Source organism: Bacillus sp. FSL K6-1012 (assembly GCF_037964915.1).
GTDB lineage: Bacteria > Bacillota > Bacilli > Bacillales > Bacillaceae > Bacillus > Bacillus halotolerans.
This window is the reverse complement of sequence record NZ_CP150175.1, coordinates 3,405,749-3,429,498: the sequence shown is the minus strand read 5'-3', so window position 1 is coordinate 3,429,498 and position 23,750 is coordinate 3,405,749. Positions and strand designations below refer to the sequence as shown.

Annotated in this window: 24 protein-coding genes and 1 riboswitch; of the genes, 17 read left to right on the top strand and 7 right to left on the bottom strand. The window is 44.4% G+C overall.

Translation table 11 applies throughout. The features are described 5' to 3' along the window. The first annotated feature begins 140 nt into the window (after positions 1 to 140). The 3 genes from yvrH (at position 141) to NSS75_RS17830 (ending at position 3,547) form a co-directional block, all read left to right on the top strand. Positions 141 to 860 carry a two-component system response regulator YvrH gene (gene yvrH / locus NSS75_RS17840; protein WP_024122812.1) on the top strand — a complete coding sequence of 240 codons (720 nt, stop codon included), beginning with the start codon at positions 141 to 143 and terminating at the stop codon, positions 858 to 860. Further along, the gene (locus NSS75_RS17835) at positions 857 to 2,599 is read left to right on the top strand and encodes a HAMP domain-containing sensor histidine kinase (RefSeq protein WP_339234206.1); all 1,743 of its coding nucleotides are present in this window, start codon (positions 857 to 859) and stop codon (positions 2,597 to 2,599) included. Before yvrH ends, NSS75_RS17835 begins: the two co-directional genes overlap by 4 nt. A 69-nt stretch (positions 2,600 to 2,668) precedes the next feature. Continuing rightward, positions 2,669 to 3,547: an SMP-30/gluconolactonase/LRE family protein gene (locus NSS75_RS17830; protein ID WP_339234204.1), complete on the top strand. Its 879-nt coding sequence runs from the start codon at positions 2,669 to 2,671 to the stop codon at positions 3,545 to 3,547. Between the two features lie 35 nt (positions 3,548 to 3,582). On the opposite strand, the gene NSS75_RS17825 is transcribed toward NSS75_RS17830, so the two are convergent. Continuing rightward, positions 3,583 to 4,374: an SDR family oxidoreductase gene (locus tag NSS75_RS17825; RefSeq protein ID WP_024122809.1), complete on the bottom strand. Its 792-nt coding sequence runs from the start codon at positions 4,372 to 4,374 to the stop codon at positions 3,583 to 3,585. 153 nt (positions 4,375 to 4,527) lie between these two features. Beyond that, positions 4,528 to 4,667, top strand: a riboswitch (cobalamin riboswitch). A gap of 101 nt (positions 4,668 to 4,768) precedes the next feature. Between NSS75_RS17825 and NSS75_RS17820 the strand changes: the two genes are divergently transcribed. From NSS75_RS17820 to liaR, 11 genes are all read left to right on the top strand, one after another. Then, positions 4,769 to 5,722, top strand: coding sequence for an ABC transporter substrate-binding protein (locus tag NSS75_RS17820; RefSeq protein WP_024122808.1), 954 nt, complete (start codon positions 4,769 to 4,771; stop codon positions 5,720 to 5,722). Continuing rightward, positions 5,685 to 6,746: an iron ABC transporter permease gene (locus NSS75_RS17815; protein ID WP_101859968.1), complete on the top strand. Its 1,062-nt coding sequence runs from the start codon at positions 5,685 to 5,687 to the stop codon at positions 6,744 to 6,746. The genes NSS75_RS17820 and NSS75_RS17815 overlap by 38 nt, the downstream gene beginning before the upstream one ends. After that, positions 6,743 to 8,083 (top strand): ATP-binding cassette domain-containing protein, encoded by a 1,341-nt coding sequence (locus NSS75_RS17810; protein WP_339234199.1) that lies wholly within the window; start codon positions 6,743 to 6,745, stop codon positions 8,081 to 8,083. The genes NSS75_RS17815 and NSS75_RS17810 overlap by 4 nt, the downstream gene beginning before the upstream one ends. A 22-nt stretch (positions 8,084 to 8,105) precedes the next feature. Continuing rightward, positions 8,106 to 8,687: a cob(I)yrinic acid a,c-diamide adenosyltransferase gene (locus NSS75_RS17805; protein ID WP_326218321.1), complete on the top strand. Its 582-nt coding sequence runs from the start codon at positions 8,106 to 8,108 to the stop codon at positions 8,685 to 8,687. Between the two features lie 176 nt (positions 8,688 to 8,863). Next, on the top strand, positions 8,864 to 10,132 hold the full coding sequence (locus tag NSS75_RS17800) for an MFS transporter (protein ID WP_024122804.1): 1,269 nt from the start codon (positions 8,864 to 8,866) through the stop codon (positions 10,130 to 10,132). 161 nt (positions 10,133 to 10,293) lie between these two features. Then, the gene (locus NSS75_RS17795) at positions 10,294 to 10,674 is read left to right on the top strand and encodes a protein liaI (protein WP_339234196.1); all 381 of its coding nucleotides are present in this window, start codon (positions 10,294 to 10,296) and stop codon (positions 10,672 to 10,674) included. A gap of 26 nt (positions 10,675 to 10,700) precedes the next feature. Then, positions 10,701 to 11,381, top strand: a complete 681-nt coding sequence (locus tag NSS75_RS17790) for a PspA/IM30 family protein (protein ID WP_024122802.1) — start codon at positions 10,701 to 10,703, stop codon at positions 11,379 to 11,381. Between the two features lie 99 nt (positions 11,382 to 11,480). Beyond that, entirely contained in the window at positions 11,481 to 12,353 is an 873-nt protein-coding gene (locus NSS75_RS17785) for a DUF4097 domain-containing protein (protein ID WP_339234194.1), read from the top strand. Between the two features lie 34 nt (positions 12,354 to 12,387). Beyond that, the gene (gene liaF / locus NSS75_RS17780) at positions 12,388 to 13,116 is read left to right on the top strand and encodes a cell wall-active antibiotics response protein LiaF (protein WP_024122800.1); all 729 of its coding nucleotides are present in this window, start codon (positions 12,388 to 12,390) and stop codon (positions 13,114 to 13,116) included. Continuing rightward, complete coding sequence (liaS, locus tag NSS75_RS17775) at positions 13,113 to 14,195, top strand: two-component system sensor histidine kinase LiaS (RefSeq protein ID WP_024122799.1); 1,083 nt, start codon at positions 13,113 to 13,115, stop codon at positions 14,193 to 14,195. Before liaF ends, liaS begins: the two co-directional genes overlap by 4 nt. Beyond that, positions 14,173 to 14,808, top strand: a complete 636-nt coding sequence (gene liaR / locus NSS75_RS17770; protein WP_024122798.1) for a two-component system response regulator LiaR — start codon at positions 14,173 to 14,175, stop codon at positions 14,806 to 14,808. Before liaS ends, liaR begins: the two co-directional genes overlap by 23 nt. A 7-nt stretch (positions 14,809 to 14,815) precedes the next feature. On the opposite strand, the gene NSS75_RS17765 is transcribed toward liaR, so the two are convergent. Genes NSS75_RS17765 through NSS75_RS17755 form a run of 3 tightly spaced genes read right to left on the bottom strand, consistent with a single transcriptional unit; the run spans position 14,816 to position 18,442 of the window. Then, positions 14,816 to 15,931 carry a Ger(x)C family spore germination protein gene (locus tag NSS75_RS17765; protein WP_024122797.1) on the bottom strand — a complete coding sequence of 372 codons (1,116 nt, stop codon included), beginning with the start codon at positions 15,929 to 15,931 and terminating at the stop codon, positions 14,816 to 14,818. Beyond that, a complete protein-coding gene (locus NSS75_RS17760) occupies positions 15,928 to 17,025 on the bottom strand; it encodes a spore germination protein (protein ID WP_101859971.1) in 1,098 nt (365 codons plus the stop codon). Before NSS75_RS17760 ends, NSS75_RS17765 begins: the two co-directional genes overlap by 4 nt. Next, positions 16,994 to 18,442: a spore germination protein gene (locus tag NSS75_RS17755; RefSeq protein WP_095714042.1), complete on the bottom strand. Its 1,449-nt coding sequence runs from the start codon at positions 18,440 to 18,442 to the stop codon at positions 16,994 to 16,996. Before NSS75_RS17755 ends, NSS75_RS17760 begins: the two co-directional genes overlap by 32 nt. A 117-nt stretch (positions 18,443 to 18,559) precedes the next feature. Here NSS75_RS17755 and NSS75_RS17750 point away from each other — a divergent pair, with 117 nt between their 5' ends. Both NSS75_RS17750 and fumC read left to right on the top strand, forming a co-directional pair. Then, positions 18,560 to 18,745 carry a YvzF family protein gene (locus NSS75_RS17750; RefSeq protein WP_010331829.1) on the top strand — a complete coding sequence of 62 codons (186 nt, stop codon included), beginning with the start codon at positions 18,560 to 18,562 and terminating at the stop codon, positions 18,743 to 18,745. Between the two features lie 66 nt (positions 18,746 to 18,811). Further along, positions 18,812 to 20,200 carry a class II fumarate hydratase gene (gene fumC / locus NSS75_RS17745; RefSeq protein ID WP_010331827.1) on the top strand — a complete coding sequence of 463 codons (1,389 nt, stop codon included), beginning with the start codon at positions 18,812 to 18,814 and terminating at the stop codon, positions 20,198 to 20,200. Between the two features lie 37 nt (positions 20,201 to 20,237). Here the strand turns inward: fumC and NSS75_RS17740 are convergent, their stop codons facing one another. Then, complete coding sequence (locus NSS75_RS17740; protein ID WP_202853391.1) at positions 20,238 to 21,113, bottom strand: TetR/AcrR family transcriptional regulator; 876 nt, start codon at positions 21,111 to 21,113, stop codon at positions 20,238 to 20,240. A gap of 168 nt (positions 21,114 to 21,281) precedes the next feature. Between NSS75_RS17740 and spxO the strand changes: the two genes are divergently transcribed. After that, entirely contained in the window at positions 21,282 to 21,446 is a 165-nt protein-coding gene (spxO, locus tag NSS75_RS17735) for an anti-adapter protein SpxO (protein WP_003221681.1), read from the top strand. Between the two features lie 27 nt (positions 21,447 to 21,473). Here spxO and cssS read toward each other — a convergent pair whose 3' ends face one another. Then, on the bottom strand, positions 21,474 to 22,829 hold the full coding sequence (gene cssS, locus NSS75_RS17730) for a secretion stress-responsive two-component system sensor histidine kinase CssS (protein ID WP_339234185.1): 1,356 nt from the start codon (positions 22,827 to 22,829) through the stop codon (positions 21,474 to 21,476). Beyond that, complete coding sequence (gene cssR / locus NSS75_RS17725) at positions 22,826 to 23,503, bottom strand: secretion stress-responsive two-component system response regulator CssR (protein WP_024122792.1); 678 nt, start codon at positions 23,501 to 23,503, stop codon at positions 22,826 to 22,828. Before cssR ends, cssS begins: the two co-directional genes overlap by 4 nt. Positions 23,504 to 23,750: the final 247 nt, after the last annotated feature.

Sequence of the window (23,750 nt, the reverse complement as noted above, 5' to 3'; positions counted from 1 at the left end):
CTAAGAAAAACGGGAACATTTTGCAGGTTCCCGTTTCCTGCTGTTCACCCCCGTCAAGAGCCCTCCTATTCAAAAATGTACCAAAAAGAAACGATATAATGATAAGATGAAAAAAAACAGTGACAGAAAGGAACATAAAAGTGGAAAATGCGTCAATTTTAATCGTAGACGATGAGAAAGCGATTGTGGATATGATCAAACGCGTTCTCGAAAAAGAAGGTTATCGACATATACTGGATGCGGCAAGTGCAGAGGAAGCCATTCCGGTTGTCAAGACAAATAAGGTTGATTTAATCGTATTGGATGTCATGATGGGCGGAATGACCGGTTTTGAGGCGTGCACATTAATCAGGGAGTATTCAGACGCCCCGATTTTTTTCCTGACGGCGAGATCATCGGACGCTGACAAATTATCGGGTTTTGCGGTCGGAGCTGATGATTATATTACAAAACCATTTAATCCGCTGGAATTAGCCGCGCGGATCAGAGCGCATTTAAAGCGTACGTATCAGTCGAATGCAGCTGAATCAAACAAAACCTATACATATGATTACTTTACATTTTCTCCGCAAAATGCCGAGCTGATTGTGGGCGGGGAAACTGTAGCCTGTTCGGCTCAGCTTTTGCAGCTGCTTCAGTATTTTTGCGAACATCCCAATGTGGTGCTTTCTAAAGATCAAATTTATGAAAAAGTATGGGGCTATCCTTCGTACGGAGATAACAATACCGTCATGGTTCATATCCGTAAGCTCCGGGAAAAAATTGAGCGTGACCCGAGCAATCCGGAATATATCGTAACCGTTCGCGGTCTCGGATACCGTTTTATCCCGAGTCCAGAAGGAAACGGAAAGCGCCCATGAGGTTAAGGTGGAAGTTTCTGTTTCACTTTTTCGGGCAGATGCTGATTGTTATCCTTCTTCTTTCGATCATGCTTGTGGCTTCCTTTTTCTATTTAGACGCGCGATTCAGCGATGCGGAATCCAATTCAGGGCTGACAAAGGCAACGACTGACACGCTTGAGGCGTATCTCGATGTAAACGAAGACGGGTCATGGGAAGTGGACGATTTTCTGAAGAAATCTGTTGATAAACAGCGCGGCTGGATGCAAATCATTGATTCTAATGGGAAAACGGATTATTCCTACAGCGTGCCGAAAGACGTGCCCGGCACCTACACCAAGAAGGAGCTTTTGTCTATTTATAAAAGCAAGAAGCTTGATAACTATAAGCTGAATTATTGGGCAATCAATATTGAAGACAAGTCGTACCTCCTCTTGTTCGGCTGGAAATCAAAGAGCGAACAGCTGCTGACTTCCATTGAAAGCCGTGAACCCTCCATCGACTCTTTGTCACAATATAAGTCCAGTACAATTAACTATATTAAGCGTGAAAAAGGAGCCGTGTATCTGTTAGACAGAAACGGGAACTTACTCGACAGCATTAACAGCAAGAAAAGCGAAAGAAAAACGATGAACCAGCTGGAGCTTCTCAAATACAGCTCTAAACCATGGAACTATAAACGGGAGATTTCTGTTAAATTCCTCGATCAAAACAGGTGGATGGTCGCTTCGGTGCCAAACCCTGTCTATATTACTGACCAGGAGTTTAATAAATCGTTTCTGAGGGTTGTCCTGAAAGCGATGTTTCTGATTATGGGCGTTCTGATTCTTTATATATTCTGGATGACTGCCTGGTATATGTTCAGATTCGGTTTGCCGATTTTTCATACAATCAAATGGCTTGTCAATCTATCAAAAGGGAAGCTTGAAGAACCGAAAAACCATAAAGGGCGCCCTGTCAGTAAAAACAAAAAGGGAAAAATCAAACAGCCGTACCGCTTCTTCGGTGAGATATTTGAATCTATGGATCAGCTGACTGAAACGCTGAGACGGGATAAGACAAACAGAGAAAAAATCCAGGCGACACGGGAAGAATGGATCGCCGGTTTGTCTCATGATTTAAAAACACCCCTCAGCAGCATTTACGGCTACAGCATGATGCTTGAATCGAAGCAATACGACTGGTCTCCTGATGAAGTGAAAGAAATGGGACAGGTTGTCAGAGAGAAATCGGAATACATGTCAAAGCTGATCGAGGACTTAAATTTAACGTATCGTCTGAAAAATGACGCTCTGCCGATGGAGAGAAAGCTCACGAACCTCATTCCGTTTTTTAAAAATGTCATTGAGGACTTCAAGAAAAATCCGTTTTCTGAAGGATATGATATTTCATTTGTATCAAGAGAAGAGCATATTGAATTTGCGCTGGATGAAGCCTGGTTCAGACGCATTCTGGAAAATCTGCTCGGAAATGCTGTGAAGCACAACGATAAAGGAACAGCGATCCAGGTGATTCTTGAACAGACAAAAAATCATATTTCATTGAAGGTCAAAGACAATGGAAAAGGAATGGATGAGGAAACGATTACCCATTTATTTAACCGTTATTACAGAGGAACCAATACGAAAGATCCGGCTGCCGGGACGGGGCTTGGACTGGCGATTGCCAAAGAGCTGGTGCATTTGCATAACGGAACGATTCACGTCAACAGCAGGATCAATATTGGCTCCGTCATTACCATCCTTTTCAAAAAAGAATAAGGCGTGTGGTTTGGACACCTCTTTGCCGGGAATAACAATATATAGACTGAAGCTAAAGAGGTGTTACACATGGATGCAGTATTAGAAGCAGACACTAGGGCAGTAATCGGTGAAGGTCCGTTATGGGATGAAGAAAACGGCCGTCTATACTGGGTTGATATTTTAGGAAGCGAGCTCCATATTTTCGATCCTAAAGAAAAAATCAATCGTTCGGTCAAATTTACATCCTTTGTGACGGCGCTTGCGAAATATTCAAAGGATGAGCTGATCATGACGATGAAAGACGGTTTTTACCTGTATCATCTTCATGATGACAGTCTTGAAAAAATCAAACAGCCGAAGGATATGCATGAGAGCCTTCGGTTTAACGACGCCAAATGTGATCCGTACGGAAGGCTTTGGGCAGGAACGACGAGCATGGAAGGCGAACAAAAACAAGCCTCGCTTTACCGTTTGGACACAGATGGCAGCCTTGTCAAAATGAAAGATCAAGTTTCAACCTCGAACGGTTTGGATTGGGATCGCGAACGCAGCCTGATGTACTACATTGACACGCCGACGCAGGAGATTGTGTGCTATCAATACGATCCCGAAAGCGGAAACGTCTCAAACCCAGAAACCGTCTATCGTTTTGAAAAATCGGATGGATTGCCGGATGGCATGACAATTGATCAAAACGGCATGCTGTGGGTGGCGCTATTTGGCGGGAGCCGTGTGGTTCACATTGATCCTTTTCAGAAAAAAGAAATTGGTTCAATAAGTGTTCCGGCCAAATATGTCACGTGCTGTGCGTTCGGCGGCCAGGACATGAAAACCCTTTACATCACAACAGCTACTGAACAAATGACTGAAACAGAAAGATATGAACAGCCTCATGCGGGCGGATTGTTTTCAGCCCAACTGGAAACGGGCGGATACCAGCCGGTTCCATTCGCTGGGGAGTTATAAAAAAAACGCATCCGAAAACGGATGCGTTTTTGTATTTAAAGTGAACGGATAATGCCGCCTTCCACACGCTGTGCCGTGCCGTTAATGGCAGATGCAGCGTCAGATGCGAGGAATACAATTGTGCTCGCGACTTCTTCGGCTGTTGCGTATCTTTGAATGAGTGAAGTCGGCTCATTCACTTTAAAATAGTCTTTCACAAATGTATCTGTATCCTGGCCGGCTGCCTTTGCGGCGCCCTCCATATAGGAAGCAACGCCTTCTGTCCAAGTAGGACCCGGAAGCACTGAATTAACCGTAACCTTTGTGCCCTTTGTCATTTCAGCCATTCCTCTGGACAGGCTGATCAGCGCTGTTTTGGTCATTGAATAAGGAATCATAGTCGGAAGCGGTTTGACGCCTGCTTCACTTGCGATATTCAAGATGCGGCCGCTGTTTTTGGCAAGCATCTTTGGAAGGAAGTGACGGCTTGTCCGAACAGCGCTCATCACGTTTACTTCAAAATATTGATTCCATTCTTCATCCGTTACCTCGGCGAAATCCTTCACTTCAAAGAAACCGAGATTGTTGACAAGAACATCTATATCACCGATCTGCTTCACTTTTTCAAGAAAAGCTGCTGCTTCATCCGGTTTTGATAAGTCGGCGGCTGCTCCATGAACCGTTCCATATGAAGAAAGCTCTTCAACCGTGCGATCGACTGTCTCTTGTTTTCGGCCATTGACTATAACGGCTGCACCTTCTTGCAAAAAGCTTTTCGCTGCGGCTTTCCCGATGCCGGAAGTTGAGCCTGTGATTAAGACAAGCTTGTCTTTTAGCTGTAGGTCCATAAGAATCATTCCTTTTTATTGATCATGCTACTTAGTATACAAGATGAAATTTAGTGTTTACGAGAATTTTGCTTCCATACATACAGCGGCGGAAAAGTCATTCATACTGCATATACAAGCCTGTCAGCCATATAGTATAATAACTCCGAAAAAGGATACGAATGTCAAACAGGTGCCGGTACGTGAAAATAGCCGGCTTAATAGGGAAACCGGTAAAAGCCGGTGCGGTCCCGCCACTGTAATTGGCCTTTGCGCCAAAAGCCAGGATACCTGCCTGTTTGATAAACACGAAGTCTGCGAGGACAGATGATGTGTAAACAATAGGCTTTTTTGTTGTTTACAGCGTCTTTACCATCGTAGAGATGCTTTTTTAGTTCATTTAGGAGGAAAGGGTATGAAAAAATTAGCCGGAATATGGACGGCGCTACTGCTGACCGCCATTATGATTTCAGGCTGCGGCAATGCGGCAGGTGAGAAGGATTCCAATGCGAAGCAAAAGACAGCTGCGTCTGAAGCGTTCCCTGTCACAATTGATGATGCGTCAAACCAGGATGTTACCATCAAAAAGGAGCCGAAAAAAATTGTTTCGTTAATGCCGAGCAACACGGAAATTACATATGCTCTCGGACTCGGTGACAAAGTGGTCGGCGTCACCACAAACGATACATATCCAAAGGAAGTCAAACAGGTTGAGAAGGTTGGGGATATGAATGTAAACGTCGAGAAAGTCATTTCTCTTAAACCTGATCTCGTTCTCGCTCATGAATCTTCCATGTCAGCTTCAGCAGATGCTATCAAGCAGCTGAAGGACGCTGGCATTGCTGTGCTGACTGTCAATGATGCACAATCATTCGCAGAGGTTTACAAATCAATCGAAATGATCGGTGAAGCTGCCGGAGCTGAGAAAAAAGCGGGCCAACTGGTCAACAGCATGAAATCAGACCTGCAGGAGATTAAAGAAAAAGCGAAATCCATTTCAAAAGACGAGGAAAAAAGCGTCTTTATTGAGGTTTCGCCTGATCCTGACATTTACACAACCGGAAAAGACACGTTTATGAATGAAATGCTGAATGTCATCCATGCTAAAAACGCTGCAGCGGATCAAAAAGGCTGGGTGCAAATGACAGACGAGGCCATCGTAAAGCTGAATCCAGACGCCATTGTCACAACGGACGGTGTAAAAGCGGATGCGGTGGAAAAACGCGATGGCTGGAGCGGAATCAATGCTGTGAAACATCATCGCGTTTATGATGTTGATCCTGATCTCGTCACGCGTTCAGGTCCGCGTCTGATCGAAGGGGTCGAAGAACTTGCGGAAAGCATCTACCCGGATACGTTTAAAGAATAATCGTTTTGCTGCTTATAGCATCAGTTTCTTATTTTTAGCTGCCAGTATCATATTGGGCATTTCCTGCGGCAGTCTGCCAATTCCGATATCCGCCATCTTTCATATCTTTTGGCATGAAGGTTTTGGCGGCTCTGCCGGCTCCTATGATCCAATGTATACAAATATTATGATGAATATCAGACTGCCGAGAGTCGTGCTGGCCGCCCTTGTGGGGGCGGCTCTTTCTATCGCAGGGGCTGCTTTTCAGGGGCTTTTGAAAAATCCGCTCGCTGATCCGTATACGCTCGGTGTTTCGTCCGGTGCTTCCGTCGGGGCGGTTTCAACCTTATTTTTTGGACTGCAATTCCCCGTCATCGCAGGCTTTACACTGCCGGTTGTAAGTGTAGCTGCAGCGCTTGTCACGATTGTGGCTGTTCTTTCGTTCAGCCGCCTCGTTCACGCTTCGATGTCTGTCTCTACGCTTATTCTGACCGGTGTCATCATCAATTCATTTTTGGGCGCATTTATTTCTCTCATCATTGCTCTGACAGGTGATAATTTGCTGCCGATTGTGCATTGGCTGCTTGGCAGCGTCTCGATGAGAGGCTGGAGCTACGTTGCCCTGTTTCTCCCGTTTTTTCTTTTAGGAACCGTGATCCTGATCATAAACGGAAGAGAACTCAACGTGATGACCTATGGAGAGGAGAAAGCAAGGCTTCTCGGGGTCAGCGTCCAGCACAGAAAAATGCTGATTTTAATTGCAGGGTCACTGCTGACAGGCAGTGCTGTGGCTGTATCCGGCACCATTGGCTTTGTCGGGCTTGTGATTCCGCATATCACAAGATTGCTGTGGGGAACGGATCACCGGCATTTATTGCCGCTGTCTGCCTTGCTTGGCGCGGGATTTCTCGTTTTGGCCGATCTGCTTTCGAGAACAATGATTGAACCGGTTGAACTGCCGATCGGCATTATTACAGCCTTAGCGGGAGCTCCTGTTTTCGCTCTGATTTTAATTCGGCAGCATCGCGGGGGGAGAAGCTTATGATCAAGGCAGAGGGGCTGTCGGGAGGTTACGGAGACAGCCGGCTGATTAAAAATATCAGTTTAACAGTGAAGAAGGGAGAATTTCTTGGCATTCTCGGACCGAACGGGAGCGGAAAAACAACACTGCTTCACTTGCTGACAGGAACACTTCCGGCAATAGAAGGCTCCGTTTGTCTGGCTGGCAAACCACTCACTGAATATAAACCGAAGAAACTGGCGCAAATGATGGCAGTTCTGCCGCAAAAAACAGAGCAAGCCTTTAGCTTCACTGTCAAAGAAACCGTATCCTTCGGCAGATATCCATTTCAAAAAGGGCTGTTCAGCCAGCAGACTGAAGAGGATGAAGCCATTATTCGGAATGCGATGGAACAAACAGGGGTACTCGCTTTCGCTGAGAAATTGATTCGTGATCTAAGCGGGGGCGAACAGCAGCGGGTTTATTTGGCTCAAGCACTGGCGCAGCAGCCGCGTATTTTATTTTTAGACGAACCGACTAATTTTCTGGATTTGGCCTATCAAAAAGAACTGCTCGATCTTATCAAGCGCCTGACGAGAGAAAATGGGCTGACTGCTGTCAGTGTTTTTCACGATCTGAACACCGCTAGCCTGTACTGTGATGAAATCGTCTTTACAAAAAACGGAACAGCCGGGCCTAAGCAAAAACCGGAAACCGCCATCACAGAAGAGCACATTAAGGCGTTGTATAACACGAAAGTCAGCACTTTCATCCATCATCAATTGCCTAAACCGCTTATTGCAATTCAGCCTGAAAACAGCGACCTAAAGCAGCAGGCGATTCCGTTTGAAACTTTGCTGCAAGTGCGGCGCGACGAGATCCTCTTGCAAACGGAAATCCCGCTCCGCACGCTGGCTTCTGCTCCTGTCGGTTCAGGCTTTTCTTGGAACCGGACGTTTCTCCATAAACGGCTGCCTGCCCAGTCTGATCAAAAAGAGGAGCTTTCAGCCTATTTATCTGAAAACGGCTTTTATCCGCAGGAAACCTGTGCGATGGCCTCCTCCGGCAGACTTGACCGGCTTGTGTGCCGTACGTTTGAAGACGAAGAGCTGTCCGTTTGTATTTGTGTCATGTCCGGCTTTTCGATATGGATTTTGATCAACGGCTTTGCGACAGACCAATTCTTTGTCAGGGCTGTCATGGGGGCGGAAGCTGAGCGGATGAAAGTGCTGTGCGGTGAACAGGATGAACATGGAGAAATCCTCGTTGCAGCGACACAAACTGAAGAGACATCTTCAGAAACCATAGAAAAACGGCTGAATCAATTGATTCGGTTTGGGACAGCTGAATGTGTGCGGGAGGCTGCGGACCTGCTTGAATAAGTCTGTAAAGGAGACAGATATGATGAAACTATATACAAAAACAGGCGATAACGGGCAAACGAGTTTAATCGGAGGCAGAACAGACAAGGACAGCCTCCGAGTAGAAAGCTACGGCACGATTGATGAGCTGAACAGTTTTGTCGGACTGGCTTTGGCTGAGCTTTCCGGGAAGCGCGGCTTTGAGGATCTAACGGCCGAGCTGCTCAACATTCAGCACGAGCTCTTTGACTGCGGGGGCGATCTGGCAATCATCACAGAAAAAAGAGACTATAAGTTGAAGGAAGAATCCGTCTCCTTTTTAGAAATGCGCATCGACGCCTATACAGAAGAGGCACCTGACCTAAAGAGATTTATTCTTCCGGGCGGATCAAAGGCCGCTTCGCTTCTCCATGTGGCGCGCACCATTACAAGGCGGGCGGAACGCCAAGTGGTGGCGCTGATGAAAACGGAAGAGATCCATGAAATGGTGCTCCGTTATCTCAATCGATTGTCCGACTATTTCTTTGCCGCAGCACGGGTTGTCAACGTGAGAAGCGGTATTGACGATGTGGAGTATGAAAGAAGCGCTATTGTGTTTCGCGATCGAAACAGCAGCGGATCATAAAAACACATTAATGAAAGCTGGCATTTTCAGTACATGCCGGCTTTTTATTTTTTTCATTTTGTCAATTTCCCTTTTTACGACAAAAAATGAACCTTATGAATTATTGACTGAAAAATGGAAAAATGAGATATTGTAACAAATTGATGTAAAAAATAGGCAGTGGGGGGCTCTGATAGATGGTGAGACTCATTGAAAGTGATAGCGTCTGGAAGAGAAATTTTAACTTTCTTTTTTTCTCAAGAATAGTCAAGATTTCCGGCGATATGTTCGCATTTAATTCGATATTATGGTTTTTGATTTTTGACGGTGAAGGTGCGATCGGAACTGCTTTATTGATTGCTGTCACCTTTTTGCCGGAAGCCGTTTTAGCACCTGTGACGGGTCCTTTCATGAAGCAGAATACATTGAAATTCTGGATGTACTTTTCAGACCTGACAAGAGCCGCGGTTGTTTTAATCATTCCGATCTGCCATTTCGGCGGATTCTCTCCGCTGTGGTTTGTTATGACTCTTATGATTGTGCATTCAGCTACTGGCGCTGCCTACAATCCTGCTTCCATTGCTTTAATCCCTCAAATTGTAGATGAAAAGGGCATTCAAAAAGCAAATGCTGTGCTGCAGTCGTCCGCCCAAATTGTTCGGCTTGGAGCTGTGACACTATGCGGCGCTCTCCTTACGTTTATCAGTCCTTCATATACAATGCTTATGGCTCTCGTACTTTATCTTATTTCTGGTTTTCTTGTTCTCTTTATCAAATACACTGCTGTTGAAACAAAATCGGAATCAGCGGCCGTTGCACAGAGAGGTACATATTTTGGCAGACTGAAACGCGGTTTTGTCCTTGTCAGAAAACACCAAATCTTATATCCGCTCGCTATCTATTGTATTTTTATGAATTTCGCGGCAGCCCCTTGGGAAGCGCTCTCCGCTGTGTATGTTGCGGAGGATTTAAACGGACAGCCGATTGTATATTCGCTATTAAAAGCCACCACCGCAATAGGCGCGTTTTTATTGGGATTTGTTCTGACAAAAGTAAAAGTAAACAAGTACGGACTGCTCTTCGTAACGGCAGGCATTATTGAAGGGTTCGCATTCTTTATTACCGGAATGAATACCTTTTTGCCGCTCGTCTTTTTCGCCGCCTTTACTTTTGGCGCTGCAGTCAGTGCGATCAATGTTCCCGAGTATACGATTATACAGACATCTGTCGATAGCGAGGACCAGCCGCAAGTTTATGCCGTCATACATATGATCTCAAATATTTCGATTCCGGCCGGCGCTGTCATTTGCGGATATGCCGCAAATGCTTTTGGTTCAGGAAATGTGATCGCTGCCGGGGGAGTTGTGGAAATTATCGCGGGTATCGGAATCCTTCTGTTTACAAAGCTGGCCAAAGCAGAACAATCCGATTTGGTAAAAGAAAGGGAAGCAAGTGTTCATCTGTAAAGGTTTTTGAAGAAGCCATGCCTCGTGCATGGCTTTTTTTATGCCGCTGGGTCCGGTGCTGTCTACGACTCTGGTCTTATCCAAAAATCAATCTCTGATTCGTTTTGCTCATCTGCTGTTTTGTATAAGATGAAGACAAGGAAAACGAAAGGAGGATCTGCATGAAGATCAACAAGAAAACGATAGGCGGATTCTTATTAATTGTATTTGGAATCTCCGTCTTTTTTGGGGGAGGCAGCTTCGGATTTATGATTCCGCTTGTGATCGGAGGCTTGCTGACATACGTGGGAATCAAAAGATTCGCAGCGGGCAAAACCATCACAGGCATCATCTTGGGCGGAATCGGGGCGATGATGCTCATTTGCTCACTGCCGTTTCTCGTCGGAATTGCACTCGCAGCCGCTATGGTGTATTACGGCTGGAAACTGATGAAAAACGGATCCGCGGAAAGCGATGTGTCAGGCTTTGACCCTGAACCAGCTTCTGCCGGCTACCAGTCTCATTTTGATGACGAATGGGAAAATTTCTTAAAGAAAAAATAACACATGATATGAGGAGGAATAACGGTATGGTATTAAAAAGAATGAGAGATATGTTTGTTGCGTCAGTTCATGAAGGCTTGGATAAACTGGAGAACCCTAAGGTGATGCTTAATCAATACGTTCGTGATATGGAAAGCGATATTGCAAAAGCAAAACAAACGATCGTCAAACAGCATACGATTGCCTTTCAATTTAAGAAAAAATATGAAGAAGCAAATGAAGTGGCTGGAAAGCGTAAGAATCAAGCTCAGCTCGCTTTTGATGCCGGTGAAGAAGAGCTTGCGAAAAAAGCGCTGACAGAAATGAAGTATTTAGAGGGAAAGGCAGCAGAGCACAAAGCTTCCTACGAACAGGCAAGCAGCCAGCTGGCTGAGCTGAAAGAACAGCTGGCCACACTTGAAACAAGGCTTCAGGACGTAAAGGATAAAAAACAGGCGCTGATTGCCCGGGCAAACGCCGCAAAAGCAAAAGAGCATATGAACGCGACATTCGACAAAATTGACAGTGAAAGCGCGTATCGTGAATTTCTGCGGATTGAAAACCGAATTGAGGAAATGGAAATCCGTGCTGATTATTCGAAATCAGCGGAAGCCGGCACAGAATCGAGCCGAAGTGAATTTGCAGGTGAAGTAGAAGCTGAAATCGAAAAGATGCGGGAACTCTCATTGAAAAAATCAGATCAAACATCACATGCAGCAAATGAATAAGCGGGACAGGGAAGGGTTTTCGTCAAGTCCTTCCCTTCCGCACGTATCAATTCACAGGCTTTTCCTTTATAATAGAATGAATGAGAAGGATGAAAACAAATGAAAAAAATGCTGGGCAAACTGCTGATCATTGCCGGTATTCTTGTTTTTTCCGCAGTTGTTATCAAAGACGTGCTTGCTGAAGGCCTTTCATTCATAAACGGCACTGAAGCTGATTCAGCCAGTGCTTCACCGCATGAGATCGAAAGCGTAATCATTGAATCGGATCACAAGAATGTGAAGATCATAGCGGAAGAGCGTAATGACATATCAGCAACCATCTCAGGTGACTCTGGGAAATTGTTTGTGGCTGAAAAGAGAAGAAAGCTGGAGCTGACGGCAAAGGAAAAAGAATTTCAATTTTTGAATGGATTTCATCGCGCTTCCCTTGTCGTCCGCATTCCATACACGTACAAAGGCGGTTTGGTTGTGAGAACCTCAAGCGGCGACGTGTCTGTAGCCGGTAACAAACATCTCACGCTTTCCGAGCTGAACGCAGCGTCTGCAAGCGGAAATATGGACGTAACGGGTATCCGCCTTCAAGAGCTGAAGATGAAGGGCTCTTCCGGGGATGTGTCGATATCAAATACAGACGCTAAAACAGCCGGCATCCGCTTAACTTCAGGCGACGCAAACTTGGACGGTGTTTCAGGCTCACTTGATGTACGGATGACATCAGGAAACTTTCGTGCGGATTTAGAAAAGGTAGCAGGCTCTTCAGCTGTCACATTAACGAGCGGTGATGTGTATCTGGAGCTTCCCGAAAACGGCAGTTTCAAAGTTAATGCGGCTTCAGAGAGCGGAAGCGTCAGCTCGGCGTATCCATTTGCTGATACAGCACATAAAGATCATCATCAAATCACAGGCTCACATGGAAGCGGCCAGCATCTAGTCGATATTAAAACAGACAGCGGGGATGTAGCGATACAGTAGCATCTGGCAGAAGAAAGGAGGCGGAACAACCAGAATGACAAAAAAACAGCTTCTCGGACTTATGATTGCTTTATTTGGCATCAGTATGTTTTTGCAAATTATCGGAATAGGCGATCTGCTGTTTTGGCCGCTCTTTTTTCTGATTGCCGGCTATTTTTTAAAAAAGTACTCCCGTGACTGGCTTGGGTCCGTCATGTATATCTTTGCCGCTTTCTTATTTTTGAAAAATCTGTTCAGCATCACCTTTAACTTATTTGGCTACGCGTTTGCCGCATTTTTAATCTACGCCGGCTACCGGCTTGTGAAAGGAAAGCCAATTTTTGAACCGAGTGAGAAGCCTATCGACTTAACGAAAAAAGAAAAACAGTCCGAGCCTCCTAAAGATGTGAAACACCCTGACATGCGAAGCTTTTTTATCGGCGAGCTTCTGATGATGAAGCAGCCGTTTGATCTGAATGATTTAAATGTATCGGGTTTTATCGGCGATGTGAAAATCGACTTGTCAAAAGCGATGATTCCGGAGGGAGAGAGCACGATTGTCATCAGCGGAGTGATCGGAAACGTTGATATTTATGTTCCATCAGACCTTGAAGTGGCTGTCAGCTCGTCCGTTTTTATCGGCGACATTAATCTGATCGGCTCGAAGAAAAGCGGATTAGGCACAAAGGTATACGCTGCGTCTTCTGATTTCAGCGAGTCCAAACGCCGGGTAAAGGTATCCGTCTCCCTATTTATCGGTGATGTGGATGTGAAATACGTATGAGAAAAAAACTGCTTGCCAGTCTCCAGTGGCGCGCCATTCGCATGACAACGGGAATCAGTCTGCTCCTTTTTGTCTGCTTGATTTCTTTTATGATGGTTTACTATCGGCTCGATCCGTTTGTGCTGCTGTCGTCAAGCTGGTTCGGGATTCCGTTTATCCTGATTTTGGTGCTGATCAGCCTTACGATCGGTTTTGCGTCAGGCTACATGTACGGCAACCGGCTGAAAACAAGGGTCGATACATTGATCGAATCGATTTTAACATTTGAAAACGGTAACTTCGCTTATCGTATACCGCCGCTCGGGGACGATGAAATCGGGCTTGCAGCCGATCAGCTGAATGAAATGGCGAAGCGGGTTGAACTTCAAGTCGCTTCCCTGCAAAAGCTTTCAAATGAACGGGCTGAATGGCAGGTGCAAATGAAGAAATCAGTCATTACAGAAGAACGCCAGCGATTGGCAAGAGACCTGCACGATGCTGTCAGCCAGCAGCTCTTTGCGATATCCATGATGACCTCCGCCGTATTAGAACACGTAAAAGATACGGATGATAAAACTGTGAAACGGATCAAGATGGTAGAGCACATGGCGGGAGAAGCCCAAAATGAAATGAGGGCGCTGCTGCTCCATTTAAGGCCAGTGACGCTCGAAGGGAAAGGGCTGAAGGAGGGTCTTACGGAGCTTTTGGACGAGTTCCGGAAAAAACAGCCGCTTGATATCGAGTGGGACATACAGGATACACCGATTTCCAAAGGAGTAGAGGATCATTTATTCAGGATCGTACAGGAGGCCCTTTCGAATGTATTCAGGCATTCAAAAGCCTCAAAAGTATCCGTAATCCTCGGTGCAAAGAACAATCAGCTGCGGCTGAAGGTCATTGATAACGGAAAAGGATTTAAGATGGACCAGGTAAAAGCGTCATCCTATGGCTTGAATTCGATGAAAGAACGTGCAAGCGAAATCGGCGGAGTTGCCGAGGTAATTTCGGTTGAAGGAAAAGGCACACAAATCGAAGTAAAGGTCCCGATTTTCCCGGAAGAAAAAGGAGAGAACGAACGTGATTCGAGTATTGTTGATTGATGATCATGAAATGGTCAGAATGGGGCTCGCCGCTTTTTTGGAAGCACAGCCCGATATTGATGTCATCGGCGAAGCATCTGATGGCAGCGAGGGTGTACAGCTTGCTGTTGAATTAAAGCCTGATGTGATTTTAATGGATCTTGTCATGGAAGGCATGGACGGCATTGAAGCGACAAAGCAAATTTGCCAGAAGCTTTCCGATCCGAAAATTATTGTGCTCACAAGCTTCATTGATGATGACAAAGTGTACCCGGTCATTGAAGCGGGAGCGCTCAGCTACTTATTAAAAACGTCAAAAGCGGCCGAAATCGCTGATGCGATCCGTGCCGCAAGCAAGGGAGAGCCAAAGCTTGAATCAAAAGTGGCGGGGAAAGTATTATCCCGGCTGCGCCACTCAGGCGAAAACGCGCTCCCGCATGAATCCCTCACGAAACGGGAGCTTGAGATTCTCTGTCTGATTGCAGAAGGAAAAACAAATAAAGAAATTGGGGAGGAGCTGTTTATCACGATCAAAACAGTCAAAACCCACATCACCAATATTTTATCAAAGCTGGATGTCAGCGACCGGACACAGGCAGCCGTCTACGCACACCGCAATCACCTCGTAAAATAGGCGTCCGTTATTTGGACGCGCCCTTCGTTCCGAAGTCTCTGACGACCACATTGACATGATATTCTATTTCCGCATTGCTGAAATAATCATCCCATTTGTTTGAGATCTTTTTCCATTTCTGAGGATAATGGATTCTGACTTCGTTTCCCAGTCCGGTCACGTCTGTTTTGATCTCTTTCTGCAGCGTGCCCTTAATAAATGCTGTGACTGTGTCTTCTAATCGTTTTTCGACTGTTCTTTCAATATCTTTGATATATGAATCCTTAAACGAATCTTCATCAGGATTCCAGTCCTCGGATAAACGCCCTTCAATATTGCGTGTGACGGTGAATGTAAACTTTCCGTCCTTGTAGGATGTCTTGACCTTTCGATTGCTGGAATACACTTCGTAAGAAAAAAGATAGCCATTACGTCTCAAATCAATGACGCCGCCTTTGACCGCGCCGGTAAATAAGTTAATATTTTGAACTTCACCCGGTGTTAAATTTCTGCTCCATAACTTATCTTTTATGATAGCAGCTCCGTTTATTGCGAGTTTGCCGTTTTCCACACCGACATGGGGAATGAGGAACGAATCGTCAGAGGTCAAGTGTTCTGAAATCTCCCCCAATGTAACAGGCTCCATCATTCTGATGGTGACCTTGTCATTCTCTGTCAGATCATAAATCACATTGGATGCGGGCTCGCCTTGATCATTCATTTTAAATATGTCCTTCGGGCGTCCATCGGTGACAAACACATACGAACTCCGCCTTGTCCCGTTGTCTCTGACAAATTGATTAATGATCGAGTCCATTCCAATATCAGCAAGCACGTCCTTGGAAAATAAAATGAGACGTAAATGCTGGGAAAATGTAGGATTGTGCTTTAATGCCGACGTTCTCATCATTTGATGAACCGTTTCACCCTTTGTGACAGCAATCTGTGTCGGATCAGATGAAGAGCCTTCCTTTGAACTGATTTTTTTCGGCACAAGAATCTGCTGGGTCAGTTCTAAATTATGATCATCCGGCTTGTCTAAGCCTACTCCGATCACCAAACTTAATTCTTCGATATTCTTGCTGTCCCAGCATCCGGACAGCAAAAGGGTGCATATGAAAATACATAAAATCCGGATTTTCATTTTGCTGTAATCCTCCTTTTGACAGCTACAATGAAAAAGAGAATGAAGGGAAGTAAAAACACGCAGACGAAAATGTATCCGAGATAATCGCTATACATCATGACCTGATTGGCGTCATCCGGCCACAAAGAAAAATAATAGACAGCCGCGCCAATGAGAACCATGCTTTTTTTAGTCGATAATCCAAACGTCTTCTTCAGCCCGTTAGCGGCAAAATACCCGTAAATGACAAACGTTGTGAAAAATTGAATAATCCAAACGACTAGCAAAAACGATTCAAACCGTTCAATGAATATGCCTTTCAGCTCAAAAGACTGAAAGAGAGAAATGGTCGGCCAGATCAGCGTTTTCACCTCAGGAGCTGTCAAAGCCCCGACAACGATGATATACGTCAGGATATATAAAATAATCGGAATCAGAAATCCGATAGCCGCGTATCTGAATGTGTATTTCTTTTTCTTCATATGTTCAGGAAGAAACAGCATCACTTCCATTCCTAAAAAAGAGATGGAAACGACAGTTAGGGAGTTCGCAATGGGTCCCAAGCCCTCACCTAAAACAGGGCGCAAGTTATTGATGTCAAAAATTTTAAAACTGATCCCAAACACTATCAGCAAAATAATAATCGTAATCGTTAAATAAAAGGGAAACAGCCGCGAAACATCACTTAGCCCCCCAATGATTAAATAGATGCCGCAGCAGATAAACGTTAAAATAATGACCTGAATCGGCGTTCTCTCCAGCAGGAAAAACTTCACCATTTCAGCCATCGCCCTGGTTTCAAAACTGGCCACTCCGATAAAATAGCAGGAGATCAAAAGCCCCATGATGCTGCCAATCCATTTCCCAAGCCCTTCCCGCAGATACTCAAACAGTGAGGGATATTGATGTTTTTTCTGAATGAGCGTGTTTAAATAAATGAAAAAAATAAAAATGACACCTTCTAATATCAGCGAGATCCAGCCGTCAGGAGTATTACCCTTAGTGGTCAGCGCTCGGGGCAATGTTAAAAGACCAGCACCGAGCATTGTATTTGCAACAACAGAAATACCTTGAAAGGTATTAAGTTTGAGTGGAGTCTGTTTTTGGCTCATTTGGATTATTCGCCTCTTTTGGTTTGTTTTTAATTGGGAGACGGATAATGGAATCCTCTGTATTTTTCAGGCTGAAAAATCCATTTGGCGAAAAATACGGAGATCCAAAGCTCGTTTGTCTCGTAAGGTGCGTATAAATGACCAGCATAAATAAAATAATCCCGTACAGCCCGAGTATTGCGGCGGAAAACATCGAAATAAAACGCAGCACCCGGAAAGACAGCCCCATTCCGTATTGGGGAACGGTAAAGGATGCAAGGGCAATGACACTGACGACAATCACCATAATCGAGCTGACGAGATTCGCTTCTACCGCCGCTTGTCCGATGACGACACCCCCGACGAGGCCGATCGTCTGGCCAAGTGGGTTGGGAAGACGCAGCCCGGCTTCTCTTAGTAGCTCGATCGTCACTTCCATCAGCAAGGCTTCAAATATCGGAGGAAACGGCACGTTTTCCCTGTTTGCTGAAATTGTGACGGCGAGCGCGGTGGGCAAGAGCCCTTGATGGAATGACACGAGTGCGATATAAATCGATGACAAAAACAAGGTGATGAATATAGAAGCAAAACGCAGCGACCGGATGAGGGATGCCGAGATCCAGCGTTCGTAGTAATCATCCGGAGATTGCATCAGTACACCGAGTGAAACCGGCACCAAAAGCACAAATGGGGAACTGTCCACCAAAATCGCAACCCGGCCGTTGAACAGGGCGGACGACACCTTATCGGGCCTTTCCGTATTTTGAATTTGCGGAAACGGCGAGTATTTATTATCTTCAATAAGTTCTTCAAGCGTTCCGCTGTCCTGGATATCCTCCAGTTTGATATTGTTAAGCCGCGCTTTTACTTCTTTCACAACGGACTTTTTTGCTTTGCCTTCAATGTACATCATCGCCGCCGGCTTCAGTTTGTTATCGCCAATCATGATTTTTTTGGTAATGAGTTTCGGATGAGAGGTCCTTTGCCTGATCAGAGCAAGGTTTGTATCGATATCCTCCACAAATGCAACCTTTGGTCCGCGAACCACTTTTTCAGTTGTCGGCTCTGTCAGGCTTCTTGTTTGTTTCTTTCCTGTGGACAGGATATAGGCTTTGTTGAGGCCATTAACAAACACCGCGCAATTGCCGCTGAGAATTTCCTTAACCGTTTTTTCGGACGTTTCTACTGGCCTTGCGTCAATTTGGTCGAGGCGTTTTTTGACCTGGTCAAGCGTCAGCGTCTCCTCATCCTTGATTAAGGTTTTGATTGATTCCAAAACCTTCTGCTGGTCATTCAATTCACTAAAGTAGAGATAGTAAAAAACAAGTCCGTTCGCCAGCATTTTTTTATTTTTCACCAGATCATCGTTTTCTTTTAATTTTGGAAGCACCAATGCTAAATTATCGTGTATATATTCCTTAAATTCTGTTTGTTCCAACGAGGTCACCTCTTGTCCAAAACCTTAGTAGAGGTTATCTTTTCCTGTTAAAAAAATGATATACTGTGTTACAGTATTTTATGGCAGAAGTTTTTTTATGAAAGCGGAGGATATGAAGTGGCACAGGTAAGACTTGCAGGAAAACAAGAAGAAATAGAACAGCTCATTAAATCATTTGAAAAGCATTACGATGTCTCTTATACATCGAGGGAGTACGGACGAACGAATCCGAAGTACAAATATTCAAAGGACTCCCGCGTATATCTTGAATTAAAATTAAAATCTGCCAAGATCGAAAAATAAAAAGGATTTTTTATATCACTGGCGAATTTGATCTATTGAAGCAACCGTTATGGAGGGATACATAAAATGGACTACAGAATTGAAAGAGACACCATGGGAGAAGTAAAAGTTCCTGCTGATAAATTTTGGGGCGCCCAAACACAGCGAAGCAAGGAGAACTTCAAGATTGGTTCTGAAAAAATGCCGATGCGTGTTGTGAAGGCGTTTGCAATATTGAAACGCAGCACGGCGATCGCTAATAAACGCCTGGGCAATCTAGATGCGGAAAAAGCGGAAGCCATTGCAGCAGTTTGTGATGATGTGCTCAAAGGCAAATACGATGATAACTTCCCGCTTGTTGTATGGCAGACCGGAAGCGGCACACAAAGCAACATGAACATGAACGAAGTGGTGGCCAATCGTGCGACTGCGTTATTAAAAGAAAAGAACTCTGATCAAACGATTCATCCAAACGATGACGTTAACCGCAGCCAAAGCTCAAACGATACGTTCCCGACAGCGATGCATGTTGCTGCCGTTTTATCTGTCTATGAACAGCTTGTGCCTGCGCTTGATCAGCTTCGCAATACGTTAGACGAAAAAGCGAAAGCATACAATGATATTGTGAAAATCGGACGTACGCATCTTCAGGATGCCACACCTCTGACTCTTGGACAGGAAATCAGCGGATGGGTGCACATGCTCGATCGTTCGAAGGAAATGATTTTAGAAGCGACAGACAAAATGCGCGCGCTTGCAATCGGAGGTACAGCTGTCGGAACAGGAATCAATGCTCACCCGGAATTTGGAGAGCTTGTTTCAGAGGAGATCACGAAACTGACAGGTCAAACGTTTAACAGCTCGTCGAATAAATTCCATGCGCTGACAAGCCATGACGAAATCACATATGCACACGGCGCTTTAAAAGCTCTTGCCGCTGATTTAATGAAAATCGCAAACGATGTCAGATGGCTTGCGAGCGGGCCTCGCTGCGGCATCGGGGAGATTGTCATTCCTGAAAATGAGCCTGGCAGCTCCATTATGCCTGGAAAAGTGAACCCGACACAAAGTGAAGCACTGACGATGATCGCAGCGCAAATTATGGGGAACGATGCGACAATCGGCTTTGCCGCAAGTCAGGGGAACTTTGAACTAAACGTATTTAAACCTGTGATCATTTACAACTTCCTGCAATCCGTGCAGCTGCTGAGTGACGGAATGAACTCCTTCCATGATAAGTGTGCTGTCGGTATCGAGCCAAATAAAGAAACGATTCAGGAAAACTTGTCGAATTCTTTAATGCTGGTTACGGCGCTGAATCCGCATATCGGATATGAAAATGCCGCAAAAATTGCCAAGCTTGCCCATAAAGAGGGATTGACGCTGAAAGAAGCGGCTTTGAAGCTTGAATTGCTGACAGAGGAACAATTTAACGAAATGGTGAAACCGGAAGATATGGTAAAACCAAAGGCGTAATAGAGAAAAAACGGCTGCTTGTAAAGCAGCCGTTCTTCTAAATATATTGCTGTTTCAAGAGATATGTAAGCTGCTCAGCATCCTCTGCGAGAGCTTCCGACTCCATCAGATTATGGATCATTCCTTTTATGATCACCAGCTTTGGTGTTTTTTTCTTCATTTCTGCTTCAAGTATGTCCAAGCTCTCCGATAATTCAAAAGAGGAGTTTGTGTTCAAGTTTTTTATTTTTTCACGAAGGCTTTTCACAATCGATTCAGTCAGCGGGTCAGGCCGTCCGTGAGACAGGGGCCCGAATAAAGAGCTTGCTTCTTCTAATGTAATGAAAGGCTCATCGTTTCGTTCAGACATGCCTTTGACCATATCATCAATTCGGTTAATAACGATATCTGCTAATTGATCCGGCTTCACAGTATACCCGAGCAAAATCATGCATTCCAGGTAAATCTGGCTGATTCCTTCTATTAGAAAACAAAGCTCCGCTGTATAAGGTTCAGCTTTCTCTCCATATATGTTTAACAGACTGTCAATGTGAAATTGAAGGGAAGTCTGTCGGATTTTTTTCGCGTATTGCTCTACTTCATCCGTATAAGGCAGAGAACCTTCCTTCATCTGCATTGTAATAAAGTCTTTGTGTTCAAGGATGTTTTCATAGAACACGGTAAGCTGCTTGCGGTAAGCTGTTCTGGGACTGTCGCCTTTCGTTTTAATATTTAAAATACGGGTAAACGTTTTATCATAATAGTAATTCAGCATAGACAAAAGCAGCGCTTCTTTAGAAGGAAAATAAATATAAAAAGCGCCTTTAGAAATTTTGCATGCTTTGGCAATTTCCTGAACCGATGTTGAGTTATATCCTTTTTGGGCAAACAGTTTAATGGCTGTTTCAAAAATCAGCTTCTCTTTTTCCTTCAAATGGTTCCACCCTTTCGGAGCCTGAGGCCTACATAGGATATGACCATATAGTCATACCGTACGTTATAAATTTAACCTTATTGTAACTTGTTTTTTTATCATGTATTATTTATATTATAAATTGAGATGACCGAACGGTCAAAGCTCAAGCGAAAGGGTGAATCTGAAATGAGAGAATTGGACGAAATGATCAGCCGCTTGCGAAACAGAGGAATTAAAGTGGAAAAAGTCAAATATCCGAAGCAGACGTTGTCAGAGAAAAAATGGGTTCATCAATGCAAACAGCCGCTCAAAACAAATTACAGAGATTTTAACGGCTATTCTTTCACATAAAAAATAGACTGCAAAAACATCTACAGTCTATTTTGGCACTGCTATGCGGTATGTTACACCCGTTTTGTCATTTTCAATTGAGATAGACGCCTTATGAAGAGTTAAAATACGTTTTACGATGCTGAGCCCAATGCCGAATTCGCCTTTCTTCCCTTTATTAAAAGGCTCATAAAGGCTGGAAAGCATCTCATCTTCAATATGCGGTCCGTCATTTTTAATGGTGATAAAGATATTCCGATCATCTTGTTTCATGATGATTTCAATCTTTGTTGCGGCATAGCGGATTTGATTTTCCAGTATGTTCTCCAGAAGCTTGTTCCATTGCTCGGGATCACCCGGCATGAGAATGTCTTCTTCTACATCAATTCCCCATGATATTTCTTTTCGCGCCCATTTCAGTCTTTCAATGACTTCTTCTGTCACTTCCATAATACTGAATGTTTCATGTTGTACTTTTTGCTTAGATAAGTAATCGAGCTTTGTTAAATATAATAAATCTTTTATTTTTTTCTCCAGCTTAAGGGCTTCGCCTTCAATGACATCTACTGTATTTTCAAGATCTCCTTTAGGAAAAATCCCATCTTTGATGGACTGGGTATATCCCCTGATCACCATAACCGGCGTTTTTAAATCGTGAGAAATATTTTGTAAAAGGGTTCTTTCTGTTTCATCCTTTTGCACGAGCTTTTGGCGCATCTCTTCGATGGTATGGCCCAATTTGCCGATTTCATCTTTCCGATCCACTATGACAGGATCATCCCAATCCTGTTCTGAAATCCGTTTGACGTGCTTTTCAAACGAAACGAGAGGCCTTGATAAATATTTCGCAAGCCAAATCGCCGGAATCCAGCTTAATAAAATGACAACCGCTATAATAAACAGCAGCTGTTTGAACAGGGTGAAGGCCAGATCGTCCCGATAAGAATCAAGTGCATAGGACAGCATCATGGCGGATTGCCGGTTGACGGAAAGTCCCTTCTTAATGACAAAAAACACTTTTTCGCCATTAATTTCAGCGCTGTATCGTTTCTTTTTGGCTTCCTGTTTATCAGCCAGCTGGTATACCTTATGGATAAAATCAGACGACAGGATTCGTAAATCCTTGTCTGACGAAGCCGCTTCATTTTCGGGCAGAAGCACGTGCTGTACAGAGCGCACGGTCGTCGGCGCCGTGGCTTCCTCGCTGTAATAGCGCCTTTCGATAGAACCAGGCAGGCGGTACTCAGTCAGAACATGCTGTTCATTTTCAATGGTGGTGTACGTTTCATTGGTGAAAAAATCACGCAGCGTGTTTGAAAATAAAACAAGCAATAAAATCGATATGGCTAACAGGATGCCGGAGATAACAACCCATATTTGAAACGAGAGCGGCTTGTTTTTCATGATGTCATCATCCTGTAGCCAAACCCGTAAATGGTCTCCACTTTGAGTTCAGGCATCTTTTTACGCAGCCTCCGGACAAGATCATCAACAACGCGGTCAGTTCCAAAGTAATCATGTCCCCATACCTTGACGAGAATATCCTCACGGGAATATGGATGTCCTTTATGATGGATAAATAAGAGGAGGAGATCAAATTCCTTCGACGTTAAATTAATCAAATTGCCGTTTTCATCATAGACCTCACGGGCGTCTTCCGCGACCCGATAGGAGGAGACGACGGTTTCGTTTTTTTGTGCGGCCGGCGCTTCCTTATAGACAAGCTGCAATAGTTTTTGCACACGTATAATCAGTTCCCGCGGGAGAAATGGTTTTGAAATATAGTCATTGCTTCCAAGCTCTAACCCAAGCACTCTGTCAATATCGGCGTCTCGTGCGGAAATAAAAATGACCGGCACGTCAGGGTCTTTCTCTTTGATTTCTTTTATTAATGTATAGCCGTCAGTATCCGGCAGCATGATATCGAGAATCCACAGGTGGGGAGACGGCGTCATTTTTTTTCTGGCGTCTTCGCCTTTCGTAAAAGATGTAATGTTCCAGCCCTCATTCTCTAAATACTTCGTCAGCAATTCATTCAGATTATCCTCATCCTCAACTAGATAAATGGTATATGACAAGGCTCTTCACATCCTTTCAACGTCATTATAAACTAGTTTTAACATACGGCAGGCAATTTTCATAATTTCACATATTCTTTTCATTTTTATCCCACAATGTTTGTTTATGATGTGTATAAGGGAAGAAAGGAAAAGAAAAGAGCGGGGAAGATGTAGGATGATCAAACATATTCTATTTTGGTGCTTTGCTTTTCTCCTCATTATTGGGACAATTGAACTTGTACATGCGATGAATATGTAACGATAA

Bases quoted from the DNA above. Each gene is read 5' to 3' on its own strand.
- NSS75_RS17805 (WP_326218321.1), top strand. From the start codon at position 8,106: ATGAAACTATATACAAAAACAGGCGATAACGGGCAAACGAGTTTAATC.
- liaF (WP_024122800.1), top strand. From the start codon at position 12,388: ATGACAAAAAAACAGCTTCTCGGACTTATGATTGCTTTATTTGGCATC.
- NSS75_RS17800 (WP_024122804.1), top strand. From the start codon at position 8,864: ATGGTGAGACTCATTGAAAGTGATAGCGTCTGGAAGAGAAATTTTAAC.
- liaS (WP_024122799.1), top strand. From the start codon at position 13,113: ATGAGAAAAAAACTGCTTGCCAGTCTCCAGTGGCGCGCCATTCGCATG.
- NSS75_RS17830 (WP_339234204.1), top strand. From the start codon at position 2,669: ATGGATGCAGTATTAGAAGCAGACACTAGGGCAGTAATCGGTGAAGGT.
- fumC (WP_010331827.1), top strand. From the start codon at position 18,812: ATGGACTACAGAATTGAAAGAGACACCATGGGAGAAGTAAAAGTTCCT.
- NSS75_RS17785 (WP_339234194.1), top strand. From the start codon at position 11,481: ATGAAAAAAATGCTGGGCAAACTGCTGATCATTGCCGGTATTCTTGTT.
- NSS75_RS17825 (WP_024122809.1), bottom strand. From the start codon at position 4,374: ATGGACCTACAGCTAAAAGACAAGCTTGTCTTAATCACAGGCTCAACT.
- NSS75_RS17835 (WP_339234206.1), top strand. From the start codon at position 857: ATGAGGTTAAGGTGGAAGTTTCTGTTTCACTTTTTCGGGCAGATGCTG.
- NSS75_RS17810 (WP_339234199.1), top strand. From the start codon at position 6,743: ATGATCAAGGCAGAGGGGCTGTCGGGAGGTTACGGAGACAGCCGGCTG.
- spxO (WP_003221681.1), top strand. From the start codon at position 21,282: ATGAGAGAATTGGACGAAATGATCAGCCGCTTGCGAAACAGAGGAATT.
- NSS75_RS17765 (WP_024122797.1), bottom strand. From the start codon at position 15,931: ATGAAAATCCGGATTTTATGTATTTTCATATGCACCCTTTTGCTGTCC.
- NSS75_RS17795 (WP_339234196.1), top strand. From the start codon at position 10,294: ATGAAGATCAACAAGAAAACGATAGGCGGATTCTTATTAATTGTATTT.
- NSS75_RS17790 (WP_024122802.1), top strand. From the start codon at position 10,701: ATGGTATTAAAAAGAATGAGAGATATGTTTGTTGCGTCAGTTCATGAA.
- cssS (WP_339234185.1), bottom strand. From the start codon at position 22,829: ATGAAAAACAAGCCGCTCTCGTTTCAAATATGGGTTGTTATCTCCGGC.
- NSS75_RS17820 (WP_024122808.1), top strand. From the start codon at position 4,769: ATGAAAAAATTAGCCGGAATATGGACGGCGCTACTGCTGACCGCCATT.
- NSS75_RS17760 (WP_101859971.1), bottom strand. From the start codon at position 17,025: ATGAGCCAAAAACAGACTCCACTCAAACTTAATACCTTTCAAGGTATT.